The 24,859-nt window shown below is 51.7% G+C and carries 25 protein-coding genes, 9 tRNA genes and 1 pseudogene; 26 read left to right on the top strand and 9 right to left on the bottom strand.

The annotated features are described in order from the left end of the window. Positions 1-11 precede the first annotated feature (11 nt). Complete coding sequence (locus tag ACS18Q_RS01900) at positions 12-1,049, bottom strand: type IV pilus twitching motility protein PilT (RefSeq protein ID WP_004724259.1); 1,038 nt, start codon at positions 1,047-1,049, stop codon at positions 12-14. Positions 1,050-1,074: 25 nt separating this feature from the next. Between ACS18Q_RS01900 and ACS18Q_RS01895 the strand changes: the two genes are divergently transcribed. From ACS18Q_RS01895 to hemW, 7 genes are read left to right on the top strand one after another with little or no spacing between them, the layout of a single operon-like run. After that, positions 1,075-1,782 carry a YggS family pyridoxal phosphate-dependent enzyme gene (locus ACS18Q_RS01895; protein WP_014205824.1) on the top strand — a complete coding sequence of 236 codons (708 nt, stop codon included), beginning with the start codon at positions 1,075-1,077 and terminating at the stop codon, positions 1,780-1,782. Between the two features lie 37 nt (positions 1,783-1,819). Continuing rightward, the gene (gene proC, locus ACS18Q_RS01890) at positions 1,820-2,638 is read left to right on the top strand and encodes a pyrroline-5-carboxylate reductase (RefSeq protein ID WP_004724261.1); all 819 of its coding nucleotides are present in this window, start codon (positions 1,820-1,822) and stop codon (positions 2,636-2,638) included. Between the two features lie 51 nt (positions 2,639-2,689). Next, entirely contained in the window at positions 2,690-3,247 is a 558-nt protein-coding gene (locus ACS18Q_RS01885) for a YggT family protein (protein WP_004724262.1), read from the top strand. Continuing rightward, on the top strand, positions 3,244-3,537 hold the full coding sequence (gene yggU, locus ACS18Q_RS01880) for a DUF167 family protein YggU (protein WP_038150700.1): 294 nt from the start codon (positions 3,244-3,246) through the stop codon (positions 3,535-3,537). The genes ACS18Q_RS01885 and yggU overlap by 4 nt, the downstream gene beginning before the upstream one ends. Before the next feature lie 57 nt (positions 3,538-3,594). Next, a complete protein-coding gene (locus ACS18Q_RS01875) occupies positions 3,595-4,026 on the top strand; it encodes a DUF4426 domain-containing protein (RefSeq protein WP_412499290.1) in 432 nt (143 codons plus the stop codon). A gap of 23 nt (positions 4,027-4,049) precedes the next feature. Continuing rightward, positions 4,050-4,649: an XTP/dITP diphosphatase gene (locus ACS18Q_RS01870; RefSeq protein ID WP_055467258.1), complete on the top strand. Its 600-nt coding sequence runs from the start codon at positions 4,050-4,052 to the stop codon at positions 4,647-4,649. Further along, positions 4,649-5,821 (top strand): radical SAM family heme chaperone HemW, encoded by a 1,173-nt coding sequence (hemW, locus tag ACS18Q_RS01865; protein ID WP_004724266.1) that lies wholly within the window; start codon positions 4,649-4,651, stop codon positions 5,819-5,821. The genes ACS18Q_RS01870 and hemW overlap by 1 nt, the downstream gene beginning before the upstream one ends. 142 nt (positions 5,822-5,963) lie before the next feature. Here the strand turns inward: hemW and glsB are convergent, their stop codons facing one another. Together glsB and trmB are read right to left on the bottom strand one after the other, a co-directional pair. Beyond that, positions 5,964-6,884, bottom strand: coding sequence for a glutaminase B (glsB, locus tag ACS18Q_RS01860; protein WP_004724267.1), 921 nt, complete (start codon positions 6,882-6,884; stop codon positions 5,964-5,966). A gap of 172 nt (positions 6,885-7,056) precedes the next feature. Then, positions 7,057-7,776, bottom strand: coding sequence for a tRNA (guanosine(46)-N7)-methyltransferase TrmB (gene trmB / locus ACS18Q_RS01855; RefSeq protein WP_004724268.1), 720 nt, complete (start codon positions 7,774-7,776; stop codon positions 7,057-7,059). Positions 7,777-8,238: 462 nt separating this feature from the next. Here trmB and mutY point away from each other — a divergent pair, with 462 nt between their 5' ends. After that, the gene (gene mutY / locus ACS18Q_RS01850; protein WP_441257309.1) at positions 8,239-9,258 is read left to right on the top strand and encodes an A/G-specific adenine glycosylase; all 1,020 of its coding nucleotides are present in this window, start codon (positions 8,239-8,241) and stop codon (positions 9,256-9,258) included. A 75-nt stretch (positions 9,259-9,333) separates the two neighbouring features. Here the strand turns inward: mutY and ACS18Q_RS01845 are convergent, their stop codons facing one another. The 3 genes from ACS18Q_RS01845 to ACS18Q_RS01835 are packed head-to-tail and all read right to left on the bottom strand — an operon-like array spanning position 9,334 to position 12,199. After that, positions 9,334-10,104 carry an ABC transporter ATP-binding protein gene (locus ACS18Q_RS01845; protein ID WP_441257308.1) on the bottom strand — a complete coding sequence of 257 codons (771 nt, stop codon included), beginning with the start codon at positions 10,102-10,104 and terminating at the stop codon, positions 9,334-9,336. After that, a complete protein-coding gene (locus ACS18Q_RS01840; protein WP_441257307.1) occupies positions 10,101-11,117 on the bottom strand; it encodes a FecCD family ABC transporter permease in 1,017 nt (338 codons plus the stop codon). Before ACS18Q_RS01840 ends, ACS18Q_RS01845 begins: the two co-directional genes overlap by 4 nt. Beyond that, entirely contained in the window at positions 11,117-12,199 is a 1,083-nt protein-coding gene (locus ACS18Q_RS01835) for an ABC transporter substrate-binding protein (protein WP_441257306.1), read from the bottom strand. Before ACS18Q_RS01835 ends, ACS18Q_RS01840 begins: the two co-directional genes overlap by 1 nt. 237 nt (positions 12,200-12,436) lie before the next feature. Here ACS18Q_RS01835 and ACS18Q_RS01830 point away from each other — a divergent pair. The 12 genes and pseudogenes from ACS18Q_RS01830 to ACS18Q_RS01775 all read left to right on the top strand — a co-directional run. Continuing rightward, a pseudogene (locus tag ACS18Q_RS01830) lies at positions 12,437-12,529 on the top strand (NUDIX domain-containing protein); the annotation flags it as partial. A 61-nt stretch (positions 12,530-12,590) separates the two neighbouring features. After that, the gene (locus tag ACS18Q_RS01825) at positions 12,591-12,866 is read left to right on the top strand and encodes an oxidative damage protection protein (RefSeq protein ID WP_014205836.1); all 276 of its coding nucleotides are present in this window, start codon (positions 12,591-12,593) and stop codon (positions 12,864-12,866) included. A 99-nt stretch (positions 12,867-12,965) separates the two neighbouring features. Then, the gene (mltC, locus tag ACS18Q_RS01820) at positions 12,966-14,093 is read left to right on the top strand and encodes a membrane-bound lytic murein transglycosylase MltC (protein ID WP_004724275.1); all 1,128 of its coding nucleotides are present in this window, start codon (positions 12,966-12,968) and stop codon (positions 14,091-14,093) included. A gap of 109 nt (positions 14,094-14,202) precedes the next feature. Then, positions 14,203-14,278, top strand: a tRNA-Phe gene (locus ACS18Q_RS01815). A 56-nt stretch (positions 14,279-14,334) separates the two neighbouring features. Further along, a tRNA-Thr gene (locus ACS18Q_RS01810) sits at positions 14,335-14,410 on the top strand. A 7-nt stretch (positions 14,411-14,417) separates the two neighbouring features. Next, positions 14,418-14,493, top strand: a tRNA-Phe gene (locus ACS18Q_RS01805). A gap of 39 nt (positions 14,494-14,532) precedes the next feature. Then, positions 14,533-14,608, top strand: a tRNA-Asn gene (locus ACS18Q_RS01800). Positions 14,609-15,212: 604 nt separating this feature from the next. Beyond that, positions 15,213-15,288: transfer RNA gene (locus tag ACS18Q_RS01795), tRNA-Phe, on the top strand. A 48-nt stretch (positions 15,289-15,336) separates the two neighbouring features. Then, positions 15,337-15,412, top strand: a tRNA-Thr gene (locus ACS18Q_RS01790). A 17-nt stretch (positions 15,413-15,429) separates the two neighbouring features. Further along, a tRNA-Asn gene (locus tag ACS18Q_RS01785) sits at positions 15,430-15,505 on the top strand. 36 nt (positions 15,506-15,541) lie between these two features. Continuing rightward, a tRNA-Thr gene (locus ACS18Q_RS01780) sits at positions 15,542-15,617 on the top strand. A 13-nt stretch (positions 15,618-15,630) separates the two neighbouring features. Then, positions 15,631-15,706 (top strand) — tRNA-Asn (locus ACS18Q_RS01775). Positions 15,707-15,959: 253 nt separating this feature from the next. On the opposite strand, the gene djlA is transcribed toward ACS18Q_RS01775, so the two are convergent. Further along, a complete protein-coding gene (gene djlA, locus ACS18Q_RS01770; protein ID WP_055466948.1) occupies positions 15,960-16,820 on the bottom strand; it encodes a co-chaperone DjlA in 861 nt (286 codons plus the stop codon). A gap of 147 nt (positions 16,821-16,967) precedes the next feature. On the opposite strand from djlA, the gene lptD reads away from it, so the two are divergent. The 6 genes from lptD to apaH all read left to right on the top strand — a co-directional run bounded on the left by lptD (position 16,968) and on the right by apaH (position 23,789). Next, positions 16,968-19,328 (top strand): LPS assembly protein LptD, encoded by a 2,361-nt coding sequence (gene lptD, locus ACS18Q_RS01765; protein WP_004723677.1) that lies wholly within the window; start codon positions 16,968-16,970, stop codon positions 19,326-19,328. Between the two features lie 62 nt (positions 19,329-19,390). Next, on the top strand, positions 19,391-20,686 hold the full coding sequence (gene surA, locus ACS18Q_RS01760; protein ID WP_004723680.1) for a peptidylprolyl isomerase SurA: 1,296 nt from the start codon (positions 19,391-19,393) through the stop codon (positions 20,684-20,686). Further along, positions 20,676-21,677 (top strand): 4-hydroxythreonine-4-phosphate dehydrogenase PdxA, encoded by a 1,002-nt coding sequence (pdxA, locus tag ACS18Q_RS01755; protein ID WP_014205840.1) that lies wholly within the window; start codon positions 20,676-20,678, stop codon positions 21,675-21,677. The genes surA and pdxA overlap by 11 nt, the downstream gene beginning before the upstream one ends. 20 nt (positions 21,678-21,697) lie before the next feature. Continuing rightward, positions 21,698-22,513: a 16S rRNA (adenine(1518)-N(6)/adenine(1519)-N(6))-dimethyltransferase RsmA gene (rsmA, locus tag ACS18Q_RS01750; protein ID WP_004723685.1), complete on the top strand. Its 816-nt coding sequence runs from the start codon at positions 21,698-21,700 to the stop codon at positions 22,511-22,513. A 69-nt stretch (positions 22,514-22,582) separates the two neighbouring features. Next, the gene (apaG, locus tag ACS18Q_RS01745) at positions 22,583-22,963 is read left to right on the top strand and encodes a Co2+/Mg2+ efflux protein ApaG (RefSeq protein ID WP_004723687.1); all 381 of its coding nucleotides are present in this window, start codon (positions 22,583-22,585) and stop codon (positions 22,961-22,963) included. A 10-nt stretch (positions 22,964-22,973) separates the two neighbouring features. Continuing rightward, positions 22,974-23,789 carry a bis(5'-nucleosyl)-tetraphosphatase (symmetrical) ApaH gene (gene apaH / locus ACS18Q_RS01740; protein WP_441257305.1) on the top strand — a complete coding sequence of 272 codons (816 nt, stop codon included), beginning with the start codon at positions 22,974-22,976 and terminating at the stop codon, positions 23,787-23,789. A 74-nt stretch (positions 23,790-23,863) separates the two neighbouring features. Here the strand turns inward: apaH and folA are convergent, their stop codons facing one another. Beyond that, on the bottom strand, positions 23,864-24,343 hold the full coding sequence (gene folA, locus ACS18Q_RS01735; RefSeq protein ID WP_392441186.1) for a type 3 dihydrofolate reductase: 480 nt from the start codon (positions 24,341-24,343) through the stop codon (positions 23,864-23,866). Positions 24,344-24,384: 41 nt separating this feature from the next. After that, on the bottom strand, positions 24,385-24,858 hold the full coding sequence (locus ACS18Q_RS01730) for a threonine/serine exporter family protein (protein WP_014205842.1): 474 nt from the start codon (positions 24,856-24,858) through the stop codon (positions 24,385-24,387). Between the last annotated feature and the right edge of the window lies 1 nt (position 24,859).

Below are 24,859 nucleotides of genomic sequence, written 5' to 3'. Positions count from 1 at the left end.
CTTGTTCTCTCTTAAAATGCGGACATTTCCAGTTCAATTTTCTTCTGCACTTCCGCCGGATCCACCAGCCCTTGTGCGATCAACTGCTTGGCGTTCTGTTCCATGGTTTGCATGCCATGCGCCGCGCCCGTCTGAATGATCGAATACATCTGCGCGACTTTGTCTTCGCGGATCAAGTTACGAATCGCCGGCGTCGCCAACATGATTTCATGACACGCCACCCGCCCACCGCCGAGACGTTTGAGCAGTTTCTGCGCAATCACCGCGCGCAGCGATTCTGACAACATCGAACGCACCATGTCTTTATCACTGCCCGGAAACACGTCAATGATGCGGTCAATGGTTTTCGCCGCCGAACTGGTGTGCAGCGTCCCAAACACCAAATGACCGGTTTCCGCCGCCGTCAGCGCTAAGCTGATGGTCTCTTGATCGCGCAGCTCACCGACCAGAATCACATCCGGATCTTCACGCAGTGCACTGCGCAGCGCATTTTTAAAACTGTGCGTATCGCGGTGCACTTCACGTTGGTTGATCAAACATTTGTTGTTGCTGTGCACAAACTCAATCGGATCTTCGATGGTCAGCACATGCTTGTTGTGGGTGGCGTTAATGTAATCAACCATCGCGGCCAATGTAGTCGATTTACCCGAGCCCGTAGGCCCCGTCACCAATACCAGTCCTTTCTCGTAATTGGCGATTTTGTTGAAGATGTCCGGCGCATGCAGTTGCTCTAGCGTTGGAATCGTCGTTGGAATGGTCCGAAAAACCGCGGATGCGCCGCGCGATTGATGGAAAGCGTTGACACGAAAACGACCGATATCCGGTAATTCAAAGGAAAAGTCCACTTCCAGCTTTTCTTCGTACTCACTGCGCTGGGCATCATTCATGATTTCAAAAATTAATCGATGCACGTCAGCGTGTGTAAACGCAGGCACACCAAGCTTTCTCACCTCGCCATCAATGCGCACCATCGGAGGAACGCCCGCAGAAAGATGTAGATCTGACGCATTATGCTTTACACTAAATTCCAGTAACTCAGAGATATCCATCTATTTTCCTTACTAAAGTCTGGCTATGAGTAGTATTCAACAAAATCTTGAACATATCACTTCACAGATCGAAAACGCACAGCAAAAGTGTGGCCGTTCTCGAAGCTCTGTGCAACTTCTGGCGGTCAGTAAAACCAAACCCGTCGAGGCAATTCTCGAAGCAGCAGAGGCCGGTCAGCGTGCCTTTGGTGAAAACTACGTGCAGGAAGGCTGCGATAAAGTGCAGTTTTTTGCCGAGCATCACCCGGAATTGGACCTTGAATGGCACTTCATCGGCCCATTGCAATCCAACAAAACAAGGCTGATCGCCGAGCATTTCGACTGGATGCACACCATTGACCGCGCCAAGATTGCGCAGCGTCTGAGTGAGCAGCGCCCCGCCCATTTGCCGCCATTGCAGGTGCTGATTCAAGTGAACACCAGTGGTGAAGCCTCGAAATCTGGCGTCAGCGAGAATGATTTATTTACACTTGCGGAATTGATTTCCGGCCTGCCAAACCTCACTTTAAGAGGATTGATGTCCATTCCGGAGAACGTGCCGGATTACGCATCGCAGCTGGCGGCATTTCGTCAACTGGCGGCATTGAAAGACCAGTTGGCCGAGAAATATGACGGCATCGATACGCTGTCGATGGGGATGAGTGGCGACATGGCGGCGGCGATTGAAGCTGGCAGCACCATTGTGCGCATTGGCACCGCGATTTTCGGCCAGCGCGATTACCCCCGCGCGTAACGCGGCATCCACCCTAATTTTTGATTTGGATATGATCATGGAACACAGAACCATCGCCTTTATTGGCGCAGGCAACATGGCGCATGCCATCATTGCAGGCTTAGTGGGTAGCGGCTACCCAGCGCAACGCATTATCGCCACCGCGCCGTCGGAAACGCGTCGCAAACCGTTGGAAGACAACTACGGCATTCGCACCACCAGCGACAACCTAGCTGCGGCAAGCGAAGCTGACGTGGTGGTCTTGGCGGTCAAACCGCAGTTGATGGCCGACGTCTGTCAGCCGCTGCACGCGATCGACTTTTCCAGCAAGCTGGTGATTTCCATCGCCGCAGGTGTGTCCGTGGCACGTTTGAATGCCATGCTGGGCAGTACACTGAATTTGGTCCGCGTGATGCCAAACACGCCATCGCTGGTCAATCGCGGCATGGCAGGGCTGTACGCTGCGCCGTCGGTTTGCGACGCCGATAAAGCCTTTACCGCCGAGCTGATGAGCGCCGTGGGCAAAGTATGCTGGGTAGAACAGGAATCGGGCATCAACAGCGTGATTGCAGCGGCGGGCAGCGCGCCGGCGTACTTCTTCTTGTTTATGGAAGCGATGCAAGCCGAAGCGATGGCACAAGGATTTGATAAAGACACCGCGCGCCTGCTGGTACAACAATCCGCGCTGGGCGCCGCCGAAATGGTGCAAGCCAACCCCGACATCGAACTCGCCACACTGCGCGAGCAAGTGACATCGAAAGGCGGCACCACCGCCGAAGCCATTCGCACCTTTAACGACCATCAGTTAACGGAGATTGTGGCGAAAGCAATGCGCGCAGCGGTCAGCCGCGCCGAAGAGATGGAAAAATTATTTTAATCTGACGGTCACTCACCCATGAGTGACCTTTATCTGTAGTAAGGGCTTCTTATGAATGCAATGAGTTTTCTAATCTCCACCCTGTTTGATATTTATATCATGGTCGTGATTCTACGAATCTGGCTACAAGCAGCACGTGCAGATTTCTACAACCCATTTTCTCAGTTTGTGGTCAAAGCAACGCAACCGGTCGTGGGGCCACTGCGTCGCGTGATCCCATCAATCGGGAGTCTGGATCTGGCCACTGTGCTGTTTGGTTACGTGCTGTGTATTCTCAAGTACGTCGCGTTGATCCTGATCGCTTCACGAGGCGGCGTGGTCTTCAGTGCTGATTTTCTGCTGCTGGGTCTGTTGTCTCTGGTGAAAGCCGCTGGCGGCCTGCTGTTCTGGGTGCTGGTGCTACGAGCGATTCTCAGCTGGGTCAGCCAAGGTCGCAGCCCGGTGGAGTATGTGTTCCATCAACTGACAGAGCCAATGCTGGCGCCGATTCGCCGCATTATTCCAGTCATGGGCGGCTTTGATCTCAGCGTGCTGGTGCTGTTTATCGTGCTGCAATTTGCCAACTTCCTGATGGGCGATATCATTGGCCCCATCTGGTATCAGCTATAATGAAAGCAGCTTGGTTTGACGGGGACGATCTATTGCTGCGGCTCTATATTCAACCCAAGGCCAGCCGCGACAGCATTGTGGGGTTACACGGGGATGAACTGAAGGTGGCGATCACCGCGCCACCGGTGGACGGAAAAGCCAATGCGCATCTCAGTAAATACCTAGCCAAACAGTGTAAAGTTGCCAAGGGCCTGATCGATATAGAGAAAGGAGAGTTGGGGCGTCATAAACAGATTCGCATCCACACGCCGGCTCAGATACCGCCCGAAGTTCAAGCCATCCTCGACTAGATAGCCAGCTCCCCGCCTCCTATGGCGGGGACTATTTTTTTAAGAAGGAGAAAAACCATGCGTCAATGGACACTCGCCCTGTTGCTTGCATGCGCGGCCATCCCCGCCAGTGCAGAGCAATTGATCAACATCAAGGATGTTGAGGTACACTACTCCGCTTTTAACTCAACGTTTCTGACGCCGCAGGTGGCCAAAAGCTACCAGCTTACCCGAAATGGGTATTCCGCGGTGCTCAACATCAGCGTGCTCGATACCAGCACCGTGGGCAAACCCGCCGTGGAAGCGACGCTGTCAGGTCAGGTCAAAAACCTGATCGGCAACATGCGCGAACTGGCATTCAGCGAAGTCAAAGAAGGCAGTGCGATTTACTATCTGGCCGAATTTCCGATCAGCAATGAAGAGGAGCTTCGCTTTGATATTGATGTCAACGCCGGCCTCAAAGGCGCTGGCAAGCTGAAATTCACGCAGAAGTTTTACGTTGAACCGTAACCGTTAACCGAAAAGAGAGTGCGATGAAAAAGATTGTTTTAGCCACCGGAAACCAAGGCAAAGTCCGTGAAATGGCCGACCTGTTGGCTGATTTTGGGTTTGATGTGGTCGCACAAAGCGAATTCAATGTCTCTGAGGTGGCCGAGACCGGCACCACCTTTATCGAAAATGCCATCATCAAAGCGCGCCACGCGGCCAAAGAAACCGGCTTACCGGCCATCGCTGATGACTCCGGCCTAGAAGTGGATGCCCTTGACGGCGCGCCCGGCGTTTATTCTGCGCGCTACGCGGGTGAACACGCCACAGACCAACAGAACCTAGCCAAGCTGCTCGATGCGATGAAAGATGTGCCAGAAGCGCAGCGCACGGCGCGTTTCCACTGCGTGTTGGTACTGATGCGTCATGAGAACGATCCGACGCCGCTGGTTTGCCACGGCAGTTGGGAAGGTCGCATTCTCACCGAAGCGCACGGTAGTAACGGATTTGGTTACGATCCAATTTTCTTCGTTCCGGAAGACAACTGCGCATCGGCTCAACTTGAACCGGCGCGCAAGAAGCAGTTGTCGCACCGCGGTCAGGCGTTGAAAAAACTATTTCAGGCGATTGAAGAGCAAAAGCAGTGATGTTGACCCCGCCGGCACTCAGCCTTTACGTACACATTCCGTGGTGCGTGCAGAAATGCCCGTATTGCGATTTTAACTCGCATGCGCTCAAAGCCGACATTCCGGAAACCGAGTACATTGATGCGCTGTTGGAAGATCTCGACACCGATATCGAGCGCTATCAACTGACGGACGATCCGCGGTTGTTGCACTCGATCTTCATCGGCGGCGGCACGCCAAGTTTGATCTCGCCCGACGGCATCGGCCGCTTGCTACGCGGCATTGAAGCGCGTATTGCGTTCAAACCCGACATCGAGATCACCATGGAAGCCAACCCGGGCACCATCGAAGCCGAGCGCTTTGCCGGTTACCGCCAGGTGGGTGTGACGCGCATTTCGATTGGGGTACAGAGCTTTGAACCGGAGAAACTCACTCGCCTGGGCCGTATTCACGGCCGCGATGAAGCCGTCAAAGCCGCCCAACTGGCACATCAGATTGGCTTAAATAGCTTTAACCTCGATCTAATGCACGGCCTGCCGGATCAAACATTAGAGCAAGCGCTGGCGGATCTCGAGAGCGCCATCGAACTCGCGCCGCCGCATCTGTCGTGGTATCAGCTCACCATTGAGCCGAACACCCTGTTCTACTTCAAGCCGCCGACCTTACCAGACGACGACGCGCTGTGGGACATCTTCGAACTCGGTCATCAGAAACTGACCGCAGCGGGGTATGTGCAATATGAGATTTCAGGGTACAGCAAGCCGGGTTATCAGTGTCAGCACAACCTCAACTACTGGCGTTTTGGTGACTACCTTGGCATCGGGTGTGGCTCGCACGGTAAGCTGAGTTTTGCTGATGGGCGCATTGTGCGCACCACCAAGGTCAAACACCCGCGCGGTTATCTGGCGGCGTATCAAAACCTGGCAAAGCCTTACCTCGACAGCGAGCAGTTGGTGGCGGATGTGGATCGGCCGTTTGAGTTCTTCATGAACCGCTTTCGCCTGATTGAACCGTGCCCGAAAGCCGATTTCAGCGCCACCACCGGCCTGCCTATCAGCGTGATTCAACCCACATTGGATTGGGCAATTGAACAAGAGTTTCTAAGTGAAACGGAGACTCACTGGCAGATCACCGAGAAAGGAAAACTGTTTCTGAACGATCTGTTGGAAGCGTTTATGGCAGACGACGAGTAACCGCCCTTCCCCTCAACAATCCCCATTTGGCTCAGTCCTTCATGCCGAGCCAAATGGCGATAGCGCCTCGCGCTTTGGACGAGTGTGCCGCCATGCCCTTTGGGGCATGGCCAACCCAATGCGTATTAAACGGGATTTGAAGTTAGAAGATCGAGCGGCCAATGCGCTGCGCGAATAACTCCAGTGCTTTGGTGCCTGCCAGCGAGTTGCCGGACGGATCCAGCTCAGGCGACCAGACCGCAATCGTCATTTCGCCCGGCACGACAGCGATAATGCCGCCGCCCACGCCGGATTTGCCCGGCATCCCGACCCGATAAGCAAACTCACCCGCCCCATCGTACAAACCACAAGTCGCCAACAGCGCATTGATCTGCTTACTTTGTGTCGCAGTGATCACACGTTCATGGGTCAGCACCGACACGCCTTTGTTGGCGAGATAACTGAAGGTTTTCGCCAGTTCGACACAGCTCATGTTGAGCGCGCAGGCGTGGAAATAGTTGGTCAACACGGGGAGCACTTCGTTGTCAAAGTTACCAAATGAGCGCATCAGATAGGCAATCGCCGCATTGCGATCGCTGTGCTGCATCTCCGAGTTCGCCACCACTTTATCGTAGATGATCTGCTCTTCGCCGCACAGTTGGCGTACAAATTCCAACAAACGCTGGCGCGGTGCCGATAATCGGCTGTGCAGCATATCGGCCACCACAATCGCCCCCGCATTGATGAACGGGTTCCGTGGAATCCCCTGCTCCATTTCGAGCTGAATCAGCGAGTTGAACGCTTGCCCAGAGGGCTCTTTGCCCACGCGGCGCCACAGTTCATCCGGTTGATACAACCCCATGGCGAGCGTCAAGCTCAGGGCTTTGGAGATCGACTGAATCGAAAATCCTTCGTCTGCATCTCCGGCTTTGATGACCTCACCTTGATTGGTGTAGACCGCCATGCCTAATTTATGGTTCGGCACTTGGGCCAGTGCCGGTATGTAATCCGCGACTTTTCCTTGTCCGATCAGTGGGCGAACGTCATCCAATATGCTCGCCAGTAATTCTGGTGTCGGTTTCATTGTGTCGGCTTTACTTTCTTATTGTTATCGTCCCTATTCCAGCGGAGCGCACCAAATCCACGGTGATTTCCTGAGGAACACAGTCAAAAAAGCCAACATTGCAGCAATGTTGGCTTTCGTTCACGTTACGTGCCGAGCTAGTATCGGCCGCTCGGCCGCGGCTTGTCCAGTATTAACTGATGCGTTTGTATTTGATGTCCCAAACGCCGTGTCCCAGACGATGGCCACGCTGTTCAAACTTCGTCAGCGGACGCTCTTCCGGACGAGGGACAAAGTCACCCTCTTGCGCGATGTTCTCAAAACCCGGCGCTTGATTCATCACTTCAACCATGTGTTCTGCGTAGTTTTCCCAGTCGGTCGCCATGTGGAACACGCCTTCACCCAGAATCAACTTCTGACGCACCATTTCAGCAAACTCGAGTTGAACGATACGGCGTTTGTGGTGACGTTTCTTGTGCCACGGATCGGGGAAGAACAGTTGCAGCGTCGCGAGACTGCTGTCTGGAATCATGTTGGCAAACACTTCCACCGCATCGTGACACATCACGCGCAGGTTGGTGATGCCCGCTTCGCGAGCGGAGGACAGGCACGCACCCACGCCTGGGCTGTGTACTTCGATACCGAAGAAGTTTTTCTCAGGTGCGTTTTTGGCCATTTCAACCAGTGACGCCCCCATACCAAAGCCGATTTCCAGTACCACAGGATTGTTGTTGCCAAACACCTGCTGCCAATCCAGCAGCGCATCCTGATAATCAATTCCCATTGTTGGCCAGCACTCTTTCATCGCTGCTTCCTGACCTTTTGTCAGGCGGCCTTCACGACGCACGAAACTGCGGATTTTACGCACAATTTTGCCGTCTTCGGTGAACTCGTTTTTGGTTACTTCAGTCATTGGTATTGCCTGTTCAATTTTTAGTCTCGACTCAAAGGGCTTGTGATTATCCAAAGAATTGCTTTGGGCGCAAGTGTTATTGTCGTTGAAATCTACTCCTAAGCGACAAGCGGGCACGCGAAGTGCGTCTGCCACCAGCCAACACGCGTCCTTTGCATGTGTTCACCATGCGCTGCCGCTTGCCCCCCAAGGGCGTTCATCACACTGAAATTTGGATCATCTGTTTTACATCTTTGTCATTCTATGGTGCAATTTTGCCCCATCACGCTCATGCATGCCGCGCAAATTGTGACTCGATTCGCAAACGCAATGTTTACCAAGGATGAGGCATGCAGGCACAACACTCGGCTACGGCCACCAACAATCGGACGCGCCATGCAAGACGGCGCGGTTGAACGACGCCGTTCAGCGTCGAATTGATCAGTAACACTTAACCCCATCGGATGACTAAATAGAATGACCATGCCGTCGCTCACACCGAAGCAATTTCAAGAGCACCTGCTCACTTGGCAACGCCACCATGGCCGACACGATCTGCCGTGGCAACAAAACCCATCACCCTATCGTGTGCTGGTGTCTGAAGTGATGCTGCAACAGACGCAAGTCGTGACGGTCATTCCCTACTTTGAGCGCTGGATGGCGAGTTTCCCAACCATCGAAGCGCTCGCAAACGCGACGGAAGATGCCGTCATGAATCACTGGCAAGGGCTAGGCTACTACTCACGAGCGCGCAATTTACGCAAAGCGGCCCTCTATATTCAAGAAACATGGAACGGTGAATTTCCGGCTGACGTCAACGCCCTACAAAACATCCCTGGCGTCGGGCGCTACACTGCAGGAGCGATCGCCGCCTTTGCCTTCAATACCTATGGCCCCATCGTCGACGGCAACGTGAAACGCCTGTTTTGCCGTTATTTTGGCATTGAAGGCGTACCGGGAACCTCTGCAGTGGATAAGCAGCTTTGGAGCACAGCCGAAGCGTATACGCCGACTCACAATAATCGCCAGTATGCGCAAGGGCTTCTCGATATGGGAGCGACCCTCTGCAAACCCAAAAACCCAGCCTGCGATGCCTGCAGCTTCACAACAACATGCAAGGCTTACCAGACCAACCGCGTGAGTGAACTGCCGACGCCCAAACCCAAGAAAGTGACCCCAACCAAGCCCGGACATTTTCTCTGGCTCGAATCCGATGGCAAGTTATTGCTCGAAAAACGAGCGGACGATGGCATTTGGGGCGCGCTCTGGTGTTTACCCCAGATTTATCTTGAACCGGAGCAGCTTGGGGAGCACATCAAGCTCAAAGGTGCGTTCAAACATACATTTACACATTACAAACTCGATGGAAAAGTGTGGCAAATTGATAAATTGGGCGTCGAAAATCCCCAACAGCAGTGGATGCCGTTGGACCAGTTGGATGATGTCGGCCTGCCCAAACCGATTCGCACTTTCATCGAAAAGCACGTGAAGGCACAAGCGTAGATGGGACAGGCGCGCTTCACATGTCGAGGACGGGCACTTGCCCGAAGCAGCATTTAGCGCGCCTTTCAAACAAGGTCATTCCCCAAGGAAACGACCTAAATCGGGCAAGAACGTGGTGTAGCTCTGGTGCCCACGTTGGATGTGGCATTGCTGAATCGGCACCCCGTACAACTCGGTCAAGTGGTGCTCCGTTAACACCTCATGTTTGGGGCCCGTCAAACACCGTTTATCTCTCATCAGCAACACCACGTGATCCGCAATGAACTGCGCTTGCGCCGGCTCATGCGTTGAAAACAAGATGCTGATCTGACGCTCTTTCGCCAGCTCGTGGAGCAATTCAATCACCGTGGCTTGATGGGCCAGATCCAACGCAGTCGTCGGTTCATCAAGAATCAAAACATCGCACTCACTTGCCAATGCGCGGGCGATGAGCACCAGTTGCTGCTGACCGCCGGATAATCGATCAAACGCCTCGTGCGCAAGGTGGTCAATCGACAGCATCGCCAAGGCGCGCTGAGCCATGGTGATGTCATGCTGACTTGGCGAGGAAAACAGGCCAATGGCGTTGGCTCGGCCCATCAACACCATATCGAGAACGGCATACGAAAATGCGCAATCAAAACGTTGCGGCACAAAATTAATCCGCCCCGAATGCTCAACGCGGCCTTGCAGCGGTCGTTGATCGCCCAACAGCGTTTTCATCAAGGTCGTTTTGCCTTGCCCATTGCCCCCCAATATCGCGGTGATTTCGCCCCGCGATAACACAAGATCCACGGGGTCAAACAACGGCCGATTTTGGCGATGACCACAAACCAGTTGCTCCGTTTTCAGGGTGATGGGATTCATCGCAACACCTCCCGGCGATTCAAATAAACCAGCACCATGATCAGCACCGTACCAATCAGGGCGGTTAAAATTCCCAACGGCACTTCGCCATCGGTGATGGTACGCGCCAAATCATCCACCACCATCATCAGGGACGCGCCAATCGACATCGATGCGGGCAACAACCGACGATGATCGGGGCCGACGAGCATTCTGCCCACATGAGGCACCACCAACCCAATCCAACCAATATTGCCACTCACCGCCACTTGGCTGGCGATGATCACCGCACACAGCATCAACACCAGCCAACGCGTGCGGTGCGCACGCACATCCAGCACACGGGCATCCTCTTCCCCCATCGACAGCACATTGATGCGCCATCGCATGCCCAGCAACATGACACTGGCCAGACTCAGCGGCAGCGCCATGGTGAGCAAACTTTGCCAATTGGCGGTCGCTACACTCCCTAACAACCAAAACACAATGTTGGGTAGCACTTCTTCTGTGTCGGCAAGAAACTGCACCAAACTGACCAACGCACTGAACAAGCCACTTAAAATGACCCCGGCGAGAATCAACACCAATCGGTTGTGTTGGCCAAATAATTTCGCGATCACAAACACCAACATCAGCGCCAACACGCCAAAACTAAACGTGGAACACAGCAATCCCACTTGCCCAAATCCAAGCAAAATCGCCAGCGTACCGCCAAATGCAGCGCCCGAAGACACCCCGATAATGTGCGGGCTCACCAAGGGGTTTCGAAACACCCCTTGCAAGGTGGCGCCGCACAGCGACAACCCAGCCCCCGCACCTAACGCCATCAGCACTCTGGGCAGGCGAACGTTCCAAATAATCTGCGCTTCAATGGCAGAAGGCGCTGGCGCCACATGCATGATGGGGTGGAGTAACGTGGTAACCACCGACACAAAGCCCATGGCGTAAGTGCCCACGCCCAATGACAACAGCGCAATGAGAAACGTGCCCAAGATCAGGGCACTTTGCGACAATCGCGTGTATCGCTGCACCATTATTGCGTCACAGTGCGTGGCGCGAGGTCGAACGCAGCGTGATCGAAAGGAACGTGGTAGAAACGCAGGTAATAATCGTTCGCCATTGCTGACATGTCGATGTCTTTAAATTGGGCTGGATAGAGTTTTTTAGCCATCCACATCTCGCCCAATGCCATCGCTTCTGGCGTTGGGTAGCCCCAAGCTTTGGCGTATTCAGGCATCAGATAAACGCGATGTTGTTTCACAGCCTCGATCAATTGCCAGCGGGGATCATGATTGATCTCGTCGACCACATCGGGATAACGACTTTGGACAAAAATGACGTCCGGATTCCACATCATCACATGCTCAATAGACACTTGTTGATAGCCTTGGATGGTGCTGGCTGCGACGTTTTTTGCCCCCGCATGTTGCATCATCAACCCAGTGTATTTGCCCGCCCCATACGTCGTGAGATTCGGGTTGGCCATGTAAACACGAATGCGCTGCTCGTCAGGAATGGCGTTTAAACGTTGAGCCACTTGGGCGCGATTGCGGAAGGTTGCTTGAATTAAATCTTCCGCTTGCTGATCGTGATTGACGATGTGACCGATTAAACGAATCCCTTCTTTCAAGCCTTCGTTATAGGTTTGCTCTTCGTTCACCATGGACGCATTCATTTTATTGGCCTGACTTTGGATGTCCTTGCGCAATGAAATGGCCACCACTGGAATGCCAGCATCTGTCATCTGTTGAATCATGGCTTGCGGCGCATAGTTCGCCACAAACACCACCTGAGGTTGAAGGTTCAAGAGGCTTTCGAGGTTCACTTGCGTCAAATCACCCGGCATAGGCAATGACGGTAAAGCGGGATACAAACGCACCACATCGGCCCCCAAATTTTGTTTCCAACTGGACAGCACGCCGACGATTTGGTCTTTCGCCCCCAGCTGCATCAGTAAATCTAACGTTTGATGTTGCAAAACCACCACGCGGTCAACGTGGTCAGGGATTGTCACGGTGCGACCCAGTTGATCGACAATGGTACGGCTCGCCAATGCTGAGGCACTCGCGGTGAAAAGAAGCACAGCAGAGAAGAGAGAAACAAGACGCTTATTCATAGAGAGAGTTCGGGTTGAATGGACGGAAGGCGTCAAAATACGCCGATGTCCATCAGACTCAAGGTGCGAAATCAAAAAAAGTTTAGATAAATAAAAAATAATTTAATCAAATCTCTGATACATCATGCGATCTCACTGCGTGGCCGTGATACGCCACCTCAGCGCCACCCCGCGCCTTTAGCTCAGCTAACGATTCTGCCACCCGCATCCGACCTAACATCGATTTTGCTGGAATCGATTTTGCTGGAATTGTCAGGCAATCCCGACATCATCATGGAAGCCAACACAGGTCTTTGGTATAACTTAAGCCAACCTGAAAAAATCCGGTGAAGTCGCGACGGCAAAGCTTGCCAAACGACATTCACACGAAAAAATTAAAGAGGAAGTCATTATGAGCCGCACTGTATTTTGTGCTCGACTACAAAAAGAAGCGGATGGTCTGGATTTTCAATTCTATCCAGGCGAACTCGGCAAACGTATTTTCGACAGCATTTCGAAAGAAGCCTGGGCGCAATGGCAAACCAAACAAACCATGTTGATCAACGAGAAGAAGCTCAACATGATGGATCCAGAGCACCGCAAACTGCTTGAGCAAGAGATGGTGAACTTCTTGTTTGAAGGGAAAGACGTTCACATTGAAGGCTACACGCCACCGAGCCAACAATAATCTTAAGGTTAGCAAGGTTATTTCTAGAGACATCATCACCTTCTGGTATGATGTCTCTTTTTTTGTCTGACCCCTTCATCCACAACCGCCGGGGAGCGCATGAGAAAGTTAGTTTATTGCATTGCCGCCATGCTGTTGGTGGGCTGCAGTCGTGAATTCATTGAAAGCATTTACGACGTCAACTACGAGCCAACCAACCGTTTTGCAAAAAATTTGGCTCAGTTGCCCGGCCAGTTTCAAAAAGATACTGCGGCCCTGGATGCGCTGATCAACAGTTTTTCGGGCAATATCGAAAAGCGTTGGGGCAGCCGCGAAGTCAAGATTGCCGGCAAACGCAATTACGTCAAATACATCGACAACTACCTCAGCCGAACCGAAGTGAATTTCGACGATGGCAAGATCATCATCGAAACCGTGTCGCCGACCGATCCCAAAGGCCATTTGAAAGATGCGATCATCACAACGCTCTTGACCCCTGATGATCCGGCGCACGTCGATCTGTTTTCATCCAAAAACATTGAACTCAAAGGCCAACCGTTCCTTTATCGCCAAGTGGTAGACCAAGAAAATCAGCCCATTCAATGGAGTTGGCGCGCCAACCGCTTTGCCGATTACCTGATTGCCAATCAACTCAAAGTGAAACAGGTCGATTTCAAGAAAGCCTACTATGTTGAAATCCCGATGGTCGCCGATCAGATTCAAATTCGCAGCTACCAATACGCCGACATCGTGCAGCGCGCATCGCGCAAATACGACATTCCCGAAGATCTGATCTACGCCATCATCAAAACGGAAAGTAGCTTTAACCCTTATGCGGTGAGCTGGGCCAACGCGTATGGTCTGATGCAAGTGGTTCCCAAAACGGCCGGACGCGACGTCTTCAAACTGGTAAAAAACCGTGCCGGCGAGCCGACGCCGGAGTATCTGTTTAATCCAGAAAACAACATCGACACTGGCACGGCGTATTTCTATATTTTGAAAAATCGCTATTTACGTGATGTTCGCAACCCGACATCGCTCGAATACAGCATGATTTCAGCTTATAACGGCGGCACCGGGGGCGTACTCAATACCTTTAGCCGTGATCGTCAACGCGCGATGCGCGACTTAAATGCCCTGCAACCGAACCAAGTGTATTGGGCGCTCACCAAAAAACATCCCAATGCGGAATCACGCCGTTATTTGGAAAAAGTGACTCAATTTAAGAAAGAATTTAACGCAGGTTGAGAAAAAACCATCAACTTGCTTAAAATAGCGGCAAACAAACCAGTTTTTTAATTTTTTTAGAAAAACTGGTTGACGGCAGAAGGGAAAATCCGTTTAATAGCGCTCCGTTGCCCGGATAGCTCAGTCGGTAGAGCAGAGGATTGAAAATCCTCGTGTCGGTGGTTCGATTCCGCCTCCGGGCACCACAATTTGACGATTGTTGGTGCATAGCACGAACAGTTTTTAGCAAAGAATACAGTGTGCCGACTTAGCTCAGTAGGTAGAGCAACTGACTTGTAATCAGTAGGTCACCAGTTCGATTCCGGTAGTCGGCACCATTCTTTTGCCTCGATAGCTCAGTCGGTAGAGCAGAGGATTGAAAATCCTCGTGTCGGTGGTTCGATTCCGCCTCGAGGCACCATTATTTGGTGCATCACTTCACGCAAGTGACACAAATAATTCCCCCTTAGTTCAGTCGGTAGAACGGCGGACTGTTAATCCGTATGTCGCAAGTTCAAGTCTTGCAGGGGGAGCCACTTTCAGAAAGCTCAGTCGAAAGACTGGGCTTTTCTTTTATCTGCCCCAAGCCATTCCCCTCGCCTTTCCAGGCTAGCCCAGTACGTCAACACCCACACTTTATTTCAATTCACATCACAGAAAACCGTGCCATAAAACAATCCGAGTCATTCACATCCGTATCGCTCACCACGACCATCCAGTTATCACTCAATCGCGATTCACGCCTTCAAACCTTCAAACCAACGAGCGACACACAACAAGATGCGAACATGCCTCTCCAACCAGCATCAAACGCATGGATTGCGACGCAACACCCACCACGAGAAAGCAGCATCATATTCGCCCGAGACCACACCACGATGTGCACGCCACACTCACCTTCACATTTGCCCGTCATTTTCCTTGGCATCAAGCACGCTTTTTTACCTGCTTTCAGCCACGGAATCCCGCGTCATCATCCGGTCAAACCTACTGCGCTGCGTTTTTGAGGCCTGTTTACACGATATTTTCTAACAAAAATGGATAAAAACAGGCCACTAAGTATAGAAAAGCAACAAACGATCTTTTTTTTGCATTTTGCTGTTGACGACCAAAGCGAAAACTCGTTTAATACACCCCGTTGCCTCGATAGCTCAGTCGGTAGAGCAGAGGATTGAAAATCCTCGTGTCGGTGGTTCGATTCCGCCTCGAGGCACCATATTTTAGATGTTGGTGTAACGCACGAGCATGCAACAAGATTAAGTGTGCCGACTTAGCTCAGTAGGTAGAGCAACTGACTTGTAATCAGTAGGTCACCAGTTCGATTCCGGTAGTCGGCACCATTTATCTAACAATTTATTCCCCCTTAGTTCAGTCGGTAGAACGGCGGACTGTTAATCCGTATGTCGCAAGTTCAAGTCTTGCAGGGGGAGCCACTTTATCAGTAAGCTGACACATCAGCTTGTTGAAAGGCCGACTTAGCTCAGTAGGTAGAGCAACTGACTTGTAATCAGTAGGTCACCAGTTCGATTCCGGTAGTCGGCACCATTACAAAATCTATTCCCCCTTAGTTCAGTCGGTAGAACGGCGGACTGTTAATCCGTATGTCGCAAGTTCAAGTCTTGCAGGGGGAGCCACTTTGAGAAAGCCCAGTCTAACGACTGGGCTTTTCTTTTATCTGCCCTTCCCGACCGGTTCGATGTTCATCCCTTCATTTCAGTTCAGCTCAGAGATACACGACACCGCAGGGCCATCGCATGCATGCGCTCATCCGCCTCATCACATCAAGTGCTGAAATAGATGATTGGGTGAGAATCGCGAAACAACCGCTCGTGGATGAAACGCCACAAAAAAGGCGAGCCTCAGCTCGCCTTCTCACCGTATCGTGCCTTACTTGATGCCCTTTTCCTTTTTGATCAAGTCGTAAGCATGTTGAATCTCTTGTGACTTCTCTTTGGCAACGTTCATCATTTCTGGCGGCAGACCTTTGGCCATCAATTTATCGGGATGGTGTTCATTCATCAGTTTACGATAAGCACGTTTAATCTCTTTGGCATCGGCACTGTCACTTACGCCCAGCACAGAATACGCATCCGCCAAGCGATCTTTGCTAGCCGCTTGTTGCCACTGGCCGCCGCCCGAATACTGCTGCTGCCCCTGCGAACCGCCAAAGCCGCCACCTTGTTGAAAGCGAAACGCGGCTTCGTGCATGCGCAAACGGCGTTCTAATTGATCGGCTGAAAAACCTAAACCGCTCGCAACCTTATGCAGGACATTGCGCTCGGCTGGATGAATGTCGCCGTCAGCCAATGCGGCGGAAATTTGCAGCTCCAAAAAGAACTGCAACAAATCAAAACGCCCCCCACTCGAAATTCGCACTTTATTGAGCACTTGTTCAAGGGGGAAATCTGCATCTTTACCCTCACGAAACGCATCTTGCGCCGCGCGGCGCTGTTCGCCATGCAGGTTCATGCGGTCCATCATGATGCTGGCGAGACGAATCTCTTCTTGCGTTACCTGCCCTTTTGCCTTCGCCACATGGCCCATGACCGCAAAGGCTGATTTAAAGAACTCTTCTTGGCGTTCAGCCTGACTGGGGCCATTGCCAAATCCACCGGTGCTGAACCCAGCTTGGTTAAAACGACGGGCTTTATCAAATTGATGCCCGAGAAATAGGCCAAAGATTGCGCCAAGCGGGCCACCAAATAGGAAGCCAAAGAAAGCGCCGAGAATTTTGCCAAAAATATGCATTATGTGCTCTCAATCTATGAATTTTTTAGGTGTGTCGTGGTCTGATAGTGCCGGGAGCGTGAAATTCCTTTATGATAGGAAGCGTTTTTTATGAATCAATTCTCCCAATATCGGACTCAAACAATTTCAACAGGATAGTACAATTCGATGTCACGTTTTTCCCGCACGTTTTTAGCCGCTTCGATTAGCGCCGCGCTCTTTGCGCCTCAGACTCAAGCAGACGCTACGGTGGATGACAGTGTGCAGGAACTGCCCACTATCGATCAATGTTTAGTTGACCAGCCCGAGGCTGACAATCCGAATGAACAGCCTATCAATGTCGAAGCGGATAAGCTAGAAGCAATTAATGGCGAACGCGCGACCTATTCCGGCAATGTGGTGGTGATTCAGGGTAAAAAACAGATTCGTGCTGACAACGTCACACTGCACCAAAAAGACAACGTGGTGGTGGCCGAAGGCAACGTCAACTTTAGCGATGGTCAGGTCAAAGCCACCTCAGATAAAGCCACCAATAATCTCACCACGGATCAAATGACGCTGGAGAACACCAAGTATAAATTCCTGTGTGAACAGGGCCGAGGTGAAGCCGCGTATATATCCAAAACCGGGAAAGCGGTGTATGAAATCGAAGATGGTTCGATCACCTCGTGTCCGGAAGGCGACAGTGCTTGGCGATTGAGAGCGTCCGGTATTTCCGTTGATCAAAACGAAGAAAGAGCGACCTTTTATAACCCGCGCTTAGAAGTGCTGGATGTCCCCGTCTTCTACTTCCCATACTTAACGGTGCCAATTGGCGACACGCGTAAAACCGGTTTCCTTTACCCTACAGTGTCTTACGGTTCGCGTGATGGTTTTGAATTGGAAGTGCCGTTTTACTGGAACTTGGCACCCAACTACGATTTAGAAACGTCAGTGCGTTACATGGAAAAACGCGGCACGCAACTCAACACCGTGTTCCGTTATTTGACCGATTTGGGGGAAGGAAGCCTGAAATCCGAGTACCTTCCCGATGACTCGCTCAACCCAGACGAAGGTAAACGCTGGGCATTCCAATACCAACACAGCGGTATTTACAACGAAGCGTGGAAACTGGAAGCCGATTATTCACGCGTCAGTGACGTCGATTATTTCTCCGACCTCAGCTCAGGCATTGGTAACCGTGAAGATGGTCAGCTGATTCAACAAGGTAAAATTACCTACCGCACGCATTCTTGGGATGCTGCGTTGATGGCACGTGATTTTCAAGTATTGACCACTACAGATAACTCACCTTATCGCCTCATGCCACAGTTATCCTTTAACTATTACGCGCCTGAAGTGATGCGTTACCTCAATCTGGACATGAAGAGCCATGTGGCTCGTTTTGAGACCGATGCGAAGGGCAAGCCATCGGCCACGCGCGTACACGTAGAACCAGGGGTTACCATTCCATTGGGAACCACTTGGGGAACGTGGACCACGGAAGCGCGCGTACTTGGCACTTACTATCAACAAGATCTTGATGGCGTCGACACCAGTTCCGACAGTTATCGTGATCTCGAAGAAAGCGTCACCCGCGTGATTCCCGAATTCCGCAGTCACGCTGGTATTGTTCTGGAACGCGATACCATTTTGTTTGATAACTACACGCAAACGCTCGAACCTCAGATCCAATACCTGTACGTGCCGAAAGAAGATCAAAGCAACATCGCTTGGTACGACACCACCATTTTGCAAGCGGATTACTACGGTCTGTTCCGTAGCCGTAAATACAGCAGCATCGATTACGTCGCACCCGCCAACCAAGTGAGCTACGGGGCTTCAACCCGTTTCTTTGACGATGAGTACAAAGAACGTCTCAACATCGCCTTTGGTCAGATCTTCTACATTGATAAGGATCTGAAAACCGGTTCTTCATCCACCGACGAAGACTCCCAATCAAGCTACTCAGCTTGGGCAGTTGAGATGGACTTCAACTACGATGATTACCTGTTCTACCACGGTGGTGTGCAGTACGACGTGGACACCAGCGAAATGCAGCTCGCCAACAGCACCTTGGAATACCGCTTTGATGATGGCTTCGTGCAAGCAAACTATCGTTACGTGACCAAGCAGTACATTGAAGATACCGTGGGCGATACGCTCAACGACATCGACACCATTACGGAAGATGGCATCTCGCAAGCCGGCCTGCTGGCGGGTTATCAGGTGTCACCGAAATGGTACATTGGCGGACAATATTTCCATGACTTAACCACCAACCAAGCGCTGGAGTGGCTGGCAGGCGTTCGCTATACCTCCGACTGCTGGTACATCGGTTTCTCCTACAGCAACCAGCTGAAAGACTGGAACCAAACCCTGAAAGGTGGTTACGCATCGTTTGATGACCCCATTTACGAAAACAACTTTAGCTTTAACATCGGCATTATTGGATTTGGCACCAGTATCGGCTCCAGCGAAAGCATGACGGGTATCGATACGTCGGATAGCTCTCTAGGCTACGGTCGACCATTCTTCTTGAATAACTGAGTTTCTTAATAACGAACCATCCGGTCTGAAGAGTCAGGCCGTTGATTTTGATAGGACTTCTAATGAAATTGTGGAAACACACGCTACTGACTCTGCTGGGTCTCATGAGCATTGGCTTGGTACAAGCCCAACCGGTTGAGATGGATCGCGTCGCGGTCATCGTCAACAACGGTGTTATTTTGCAAAGTGACATTGATACCGCGCTGCTGAGCGTGAAAGCCAATGCCAAGAAAAATAACCGCGCACTGCCAGACGAAGCGGTGCTGCGTGAACAAGTGGTTGAGAAGCTGATCATTGATACGTTACAACAACAAGAAGCTGAACGTATCGGGGTGCGCATCGACGACAACCGCCTCAACGAAGCGATCAATGACATCGCAAAAGAGAACCATCAAACCGCCGAGCAGTTGCGCGTGTCTGTCGCAGCAGAAGGACTGACTTACCCAGAATTTCGCGAGCAAATTCGTAAAGAGATGTCAGCCAGTGAAGCGCGCAATGCTTTGGTTCGCCGCCGCATCAACATTCTTCCCGCTGAAGTGAACACGCTCGCGGATCTGCTGGCCAAAGAGACCAACGCCACCATTCAGTACAAAATCAGCCACATTCAACTGCGCTTTAATGACGGACAAGACAAATCTGAAGTCGAAGCTCAAGCAAAGAAATTGGTTGAACAACTGAACAAGGGCGCGGATTTCAGCACCATGGCAATCACCTACTCCAAAGGTCCAAAAGCGCTGGATGGCGGTGACTGGGGCTGGATGCGTAAAGAAGAGATGCCGACGATTTTTGCTGACCAAATCAAGATGCAGAACAAAGGCACCATCATTGGGCCATTTCGCAGCGGTGTGGGCTTCCACATTCTCAAAATTGATGACGTCAAAGGCCTAGAAACCGTAGCCGTTACCGAAGTCAATGCGCGCCATATTCTGATTAAACCCACCATCATTCTGAGCGATGATGGCGCTCAAAAACAACTCAACGAGTTTGTACGCCGCATTCAAGCCGGAGAAGCCACCTTTGGTGAACTGGCTCAACAATATAGCCAAGACCCAGGTTCTGCAGCGCAAAACGGTGAATTGGGATATCAAACGCCGGATCTGTACGTGCCTGAGTTCAAACATCAAGTAGAAACACTGCCCGTCGGCCAGATCAGCCAACCTTTTAAAACCGTGCACGGTTGGCACATTGTGGAAGTTCTGGATCGCCGCGAAGTCGACCGAACCGACTCCGCGCTGAAAAACAAAGCATATCGTATTCTGTTCAGCCGTAAGTTCAACGAAGAAGCCAGCGCTTGGCTACAAGAACTGCGCGCAGGCGCGTTCGTGGAAGTGTTGAAGGATGAAGACGATGACAATTAAGCGAATCGTAGTGACCGCCGGTGAACCGGCAGGCATCGGCCCGGACTTGGTTTTGGCCCTGTCGACGGAAGACTGGACTCACCAACTGGTGGTGTGTGCTGATAAAACCGTCCTGGCTCAGCGCGCTGAAACCTTGGGCATCCAAGTCACCCTACTCGACTACGATGCCTCTGCTACACCGAAACCGCAGCAAGCGGGGACCTTAATTGTCGATCATATTCCGGTCGCTACGCCTGTGGTTGCCGGTCAATTGGACGAAAGCAACGGCCATTATGTGTTAAAAACACTAGAAAGAGCCGCTGCAGGCTGTATGAATGATGAATTTGATGCTATTGTCACCGGTCCCGTTCATAAGGGAGTGATCAATCGCGCAGGCGTGGCGTTTAGCGGCCACACTGAGTTCTTTGCGGAGCAGTCCAACACCCCGTTGGTGGTGATGATGCTGGCAACCGAAGGGCTGCGCGTGGCACTGGTGACGACACATATTCCATTGGCTTATGTGTCCAAAGCAGTGACCAGCGAGCGTCTGGAAAAGATCATTCATATTCTCCACAAGGATTTGGTCGAGAAATTTGCGATTGAAGCGCCTACCATTTATGTATGCGGCCTCAATCCACATGCCGGGGAAGATGGGGTTTTGGGTCACGAAGAAATCGATACCATTACACCGACCCTGGAAAAATTACGTCAGCAAGATGGCATGCAACTGATTGGTCCATTACCGGCCGACACCATCTTCAATGACAAATATTTGCAGCAAGCTGATGCTGTTCTGGGCATGTACCACGATCAGGTTCTTCCCGTCCTGAAATATAAAGGCTTTGGCCGCTCCGTGAACATCACGCTGGGTCTGCCTTTTATTCGAACATCCGTCGACCACGGCACCGCGCTCGATTTAGCCGGCAGTGGCTTGGCCGATGTGGGAAGTTTTAGAACAGCACTCGCTCAAGCGATTGAATTAGTTGATAAGAAATCATCCTCTTGTCGATGATCTAGAATGTCGAGAACACTATGAGAAACGATGTCCACTTAGGACACAAAGCGCGTAAACGTTTTGGTCAGAACTTCCTGAACGATCCTTACATCATTGATGGGATTGTGTCAGCGATTAACCCTCAACCGGGGCAAAACTTGGTTGAAATCGGTCCGGGTCTGGGCGCGATCACCGAACCCGTTGGCCGCGAAGTCGACAAGTTCACCGTGATTGAGCTGGACCGCGATCTGGCTGAACGTCTACGTAACCACCCTGAATTGGCCGATAAACTGACCATTCACGAAGGCGATGCCATGCGTTTTGACTTCACCCAATTGGTGAAGCCAAACAACAAACTACGCATCTTCGGTAACCTGCCCTACAACATCTCCACGCCGCTGATGTTCCATCTGTTCGAATTTCATAAAGATATTCAGGACATGCACTTCATGTTGCAGAAAGAGGTGGTTAACCGTTTGGCAGCAGGCCCTGGCAGCAAAGCGTATGGCCGTCTGACCGTCATGACGCAGTACTACTGCAAAGTGGTGCCTGTGCTGGAAGTGCCGCCAACCGCGTTTGTTCCGCCACCAAAAGTGGATTCCGCCGTGGTTCGTCTGGTGCCTTACGAAGACCTACCGCACCCGACCACCAGTTTGAAATGGCTGGATCGCGTGGTGCGTGAAGGCTTTAACCAGCGCCGTAAAACCGTGCGAAACTGCTACAAAGGCTTGCTTGAGCTTGAGGTGTTGGAAGAGCTCGGTGTCAATCCTGGCATGCGCCCAGAGAATTTGACCCTGCAACAGTTCGTGGCCATGGCCAACTGGCTTGACGCCAACCACGTGCAACAGGCATAAATACAAAGGATGACCTCAGTGTCATCCTTTGTCTGTTTTCACGCCTCGATATCCGGATAAGGAGTTTTCATGGATATTTCCAATCCTTGTATCAAGATTCAGGTTCACACCAAATACATTCCTGAACAATCCAACCCTGAATACCAGCGTTATGTGTTCGCCTATCTGATCACGATTAAAAACCTCAGCAATGAAAACGTACAACTGATCAGCCGTCGCTGGCTCATCACTGATTCCAACGGCAAACAGATGACCGTGGAAGGTGATGGCGTGGTCGGAGAACAACCCGTGATTCCAGCCAATGACGAATATACCTACAGTAGCGGCACCGCGCTAGAAACCCCGGTTGGCGTCATGCAAGGCCACTACATCATGCACAATCAAGCGGGTGAGGAATTTATTGCCGATATCGAGCCATTCCGCCTCGCGGTTCCCAACGTCCTCAATTAACGGAGTTTGTGTGTCAAATTACATTGTGGGTGACATCCAAGGCTGTTTTGATGAACTGCAACTGTTACTCAAACAGGTTGCGTTTAATCCCGAACATGACACCCTATGGGTCGCTGGCGATCTAGTTGCCCGAGGCCCCAAATCACTTGAAACCTTACGCTTTATTCGTGATTTAGGCCCCGCAGCGAAAGTGGTGCTGGGCAATCATGACTTGCACCTTTTGGCCGTATCGCGCGGCATTCATCCAGTCAAAAAGAAAGACAAAACCTTGCCGATTTTGGAAGCCGATGATGGCCCAGCGCTGCTGGACTGGATTCGCCAGCAGCCCTTGCTGCAGGAGCACGAGGAATTTGTCTTAGCTCACGCTGGCATTTCGCCGCAGTGGGATCTGCAGACCGCACGTAAAGCAGCCAAAGAGATTGAAACGCTCTTGCAGGGCTCCCATTGGGACTGGTTGATTGAACACATGTACAGTAATCAACCGGACATGTGGCACGATACGTTGAGCGGGCTTGAGCGCTATCGCTACATCATCAACAGCTACACCCGCATGCGGTTTTGCTTTCCTGACGGGCGGCTGGACATGGCATGCAAACTGCCCCCCAGCGAAGTCACCGACGGCAGCTTACTGCCTTGGTTTGCGCTCCCCAACCGTGTGAAATTGGAAAAAACCGTGCTCTTTGGTCACTGGGCAGCACTGGAAGGATATCGCGGTCATGACGTCATCGGGCTCGATACCGGTTGTGTATGGGGTGCCACCCTCACGCTGTTGCGCTGGGAAGACAAAGCGTACTTTGAACAAGCAGCGTTAAGTCGCGCCAATTAAACAGCAAAAAGCCCGGTGAAACCGGGCTTTTTCATGTCATACGTCTTGCTTGATTCGAGATGCTTGATTTGCGATTAGCGCTCTAGAATCACAAAATCCATGTCGTACTGGTTTTTCTCATCGGCGTCATAATGTTCACGGTGCGTCTCTTGCCACTCGGCGCCCCACGCTGGAAACTGAGTGTCACCGTCGAGGTCGGCATCAATCAGCGTGATATAGAGTTTGCCAGCGCGTGGCAGGCATTCGGTGTAAATACTGCCGCCGCCAATGATCATCACTTCATCAGCCGCGCCAGCTTTGTCCAATGCCGCATCGATTGACGTCACCACATCTACACCGTCAATGACTAAGCTCGAATCACGGCTGATCACAATGTTCTGACGCCCCGGCAGTGGACGGCCAATCGATTGATAGGTTTTGCGTCCCATCACAACCGGTTTGCCCATGGTACAGCGTTTAAACCAGACAAAGTCCGCTGGAAGATGCCAGGGCATCTGGTTGTCCTTGCCGATAATTCGGTTGCTTGCCATCGCGGCAATCATACTGATGATCATCAATTCGTTCCTAAGCGTTGGCCACCCGGATGGCGTGGCATCTATACAATCGGTTTGCGGCGATAGAATAGCAGCCCAGGAACCGCAAGGCCAACCGCTAAGCCAGCAATAATGAACATCGCTTTGAGGAAATTCTCCATCAGCGTGGCCAGCAATTCAGGCGTGAACCCTAGGTGGTTGATCTCCACCATGGCAATCATCGCTTTATAGGCGAACACACCAGGCACCATCGGGATCAAGGCGGCGACGGTGAACACTTTCGGGTGAGCGAGGAATTTATGCGACCACTGCACCCCCACCATGCCGACGATCGTGGCGGCAAAAAAGCTAGCCCACTCGATTGGCACACCAAAATGCATCATCAAATAACGCGCCCCGTGGCCAATGGCGCCACCCAACGCACAATATTTCAGTGCTGGTGATGGCACATTAAATACCAAAGCAAACCCCACCGCCGGAATTGCGGCAAAGAACATATCGTTGATCAATCCAAAAAATAATTGCCAGCTCAACATG

It is taken from the genome of Vibrio sp. Vf1514 (assembly GCF_052076135.1).
In the GTDB taxonomy this organism is placed as follows: Bacteria; Pseudomonadota; Gammaproteobacteria; order Enterobacterales; family Vibrionaceae; genus Vibrio; species Vibrio furnissii.
The sequence above is the reverse complement of the archived record's forward strand: the minus strand, read 5'-3'. Positions and strand labels throughout refer to the sequence as shown.

Excerpts from the sequence above, each read along its gene's own strand:
- ACS18Q_RS01900 (WP_004724259.1), bottom strand. The coding sequence starts at position 1,049 with ATGGATATCTCTGAGTTACTGGAATTTAGTGTAAAGCATAATGCGTCA.
- ACS18Q_RS01895 (WP_014205824.1), top strand. The coding sequence starts at position 1,075 with ATGAGTAGTATTCAACAAAATCTTGAACATATCACTTCACAGATCGAA.
- proC (WP_004724261.1), top strand. The coding sequence starts at position 1,820 with ATGGAACACAGAACCATCGCCTTTATTGGCGCAGGCAACATGGCGCAT.
- ACS18Q_RS01885 (WP_004724262.1), top strand. The coding sequence starts at position 2,690 with ATGAATGCAATGAGTTTTCTAATCTCCACCCTGTTTGATATTTATATC.
- ACS18Q_RS01875 (WP_412499290.1), top strand. The coding sequence starts at position 3,595 with ATGCGTCAATGGACACTCGCCCTGTTGCTTGCATGCGCGGCCATCCCC.
- ACS18Q_RS01870 (WP_055467258.1), top strand. The coding sequence starts at position 4,050 with ATGAAAAAGATTGTTTTAGCCACCGGAAACCAAGGCAAAGTCCGTGAA.
- hemW (WP_004724266.1), top strand. The coding sequence starts at position 4,649 with ATGTTGACCCCGCCGGCACTCAGCCTTTACGTACACATTCCGTGGTGC.
- glsB (WP_004724267.1), bottom strand. The coding sequence starts at position 6,884 with ATGAAACCGACACCAGAATTACTGGCGAGCATATTGGATGACGTTCGC.
- trmB (WP_004724268.1), bottom strand. The coding sequence starts at position 7,776 with ATGACTGAAGTAACCAAAAACGAGTTCACCGAAGACGGCAAAATTGTG.
- mutY (WP_441257309.1), top strand. The coding sequence starts at position 8,239 with ATGCCGTCGCTCACACCGAAGCAATTTCAAGAGCACCTGCTCACTTGG.
- ACS18Q_RS01845 (WP_441257308.1), bottom strand. The coding sequence starts at position 10,104 with ATGAATCCCATCACCCTGAAAACGGAGCAACTGGTTTGTGGTCATCGC.
- ACS18Q_RS01840 (WP_441257307.1), bottom strand. The coding sequence starts at position 11,117 with ATGGTGCAGCGATACACGCGATTGTCGCAAAGTGCCCTGATCTTGGGC.
- ACS18Q_RS01835 (WP_441257306.1), bottom strand. The coding sequence starts at position 12,199 with ATGAATAAGCGTCTTGTTTCTCTCTTCTCTGCTGTGCTTCTTTTCACC.
- ACS18Q_RS01825 (WP_014205836.1), top strand. The coding sequence starts at position 12,591 with ATGAGCCGCACTGTATTTTGTGCTCGACTACAAAAAGAAGCGGATGGT.
- mltC (WP_004724275.1), top strand. The coding sequence starts at position 12,966 with ATGAGAAAGTTAGTTTATTGCATTGCCGCCATGCTGTTGGTGGGCTGC.
- djlA (WP_055466948.1), bottom strand. The coding sequence starts at position 16,820 with ATGCATATTTTTGGCAAAATTCTCGGCGCTTTCTTTGGCTTCCTATTT.
- lptD (WP_004723677.1), top strand. The coding sequence starts at position 16,968 with ATGTCACGTTTTTCCCGCACGTTTTTAGCCGCTTCGATTAGCGCCGCG.
- surA (WP_004723680.1), top strand. The coding sequence starts at position 19,391 with ATGAAATTGTGGAAACACACGCTACTGACTCTGCTGGGTCTCATGAGC.
- pdxA (WP_014205840.1), top strand. The coding sequence starts at position 20,676 with ATGACAATTAAGCGAATCGTAGTGACCGCCGGTGAACCGGCAGGCATC.
- rsmA (WP_004723685.1), top strand. The coding sequence starts at position 21,698 with ATGAGAAACGATGTCCACTTAGGACACAAAGCGCGTAAACGTTTTGGT.
- apaG (WP_004723687.1), top strand. The coding sequence starts at position 22,583 with ATGGATATTTCCAATCCTTGTATCAAGATTCAGGTTCACACCAAATAC.
- folA (WP_392441186.1), bottom strand. The coding sequence starts at position 24,343 with ATGATCATCAGTATGATTGCCGCGATGGCAAGCAACCGAATTATCGGC.
- ACS18Q_RS01730 (WP_014205842.1), bottom strand. The coding sequence starts at position 24,858 with ATGTTGAGCTGGCAATTATTTTTTGGATTGATCAACGATATGTTCTTT.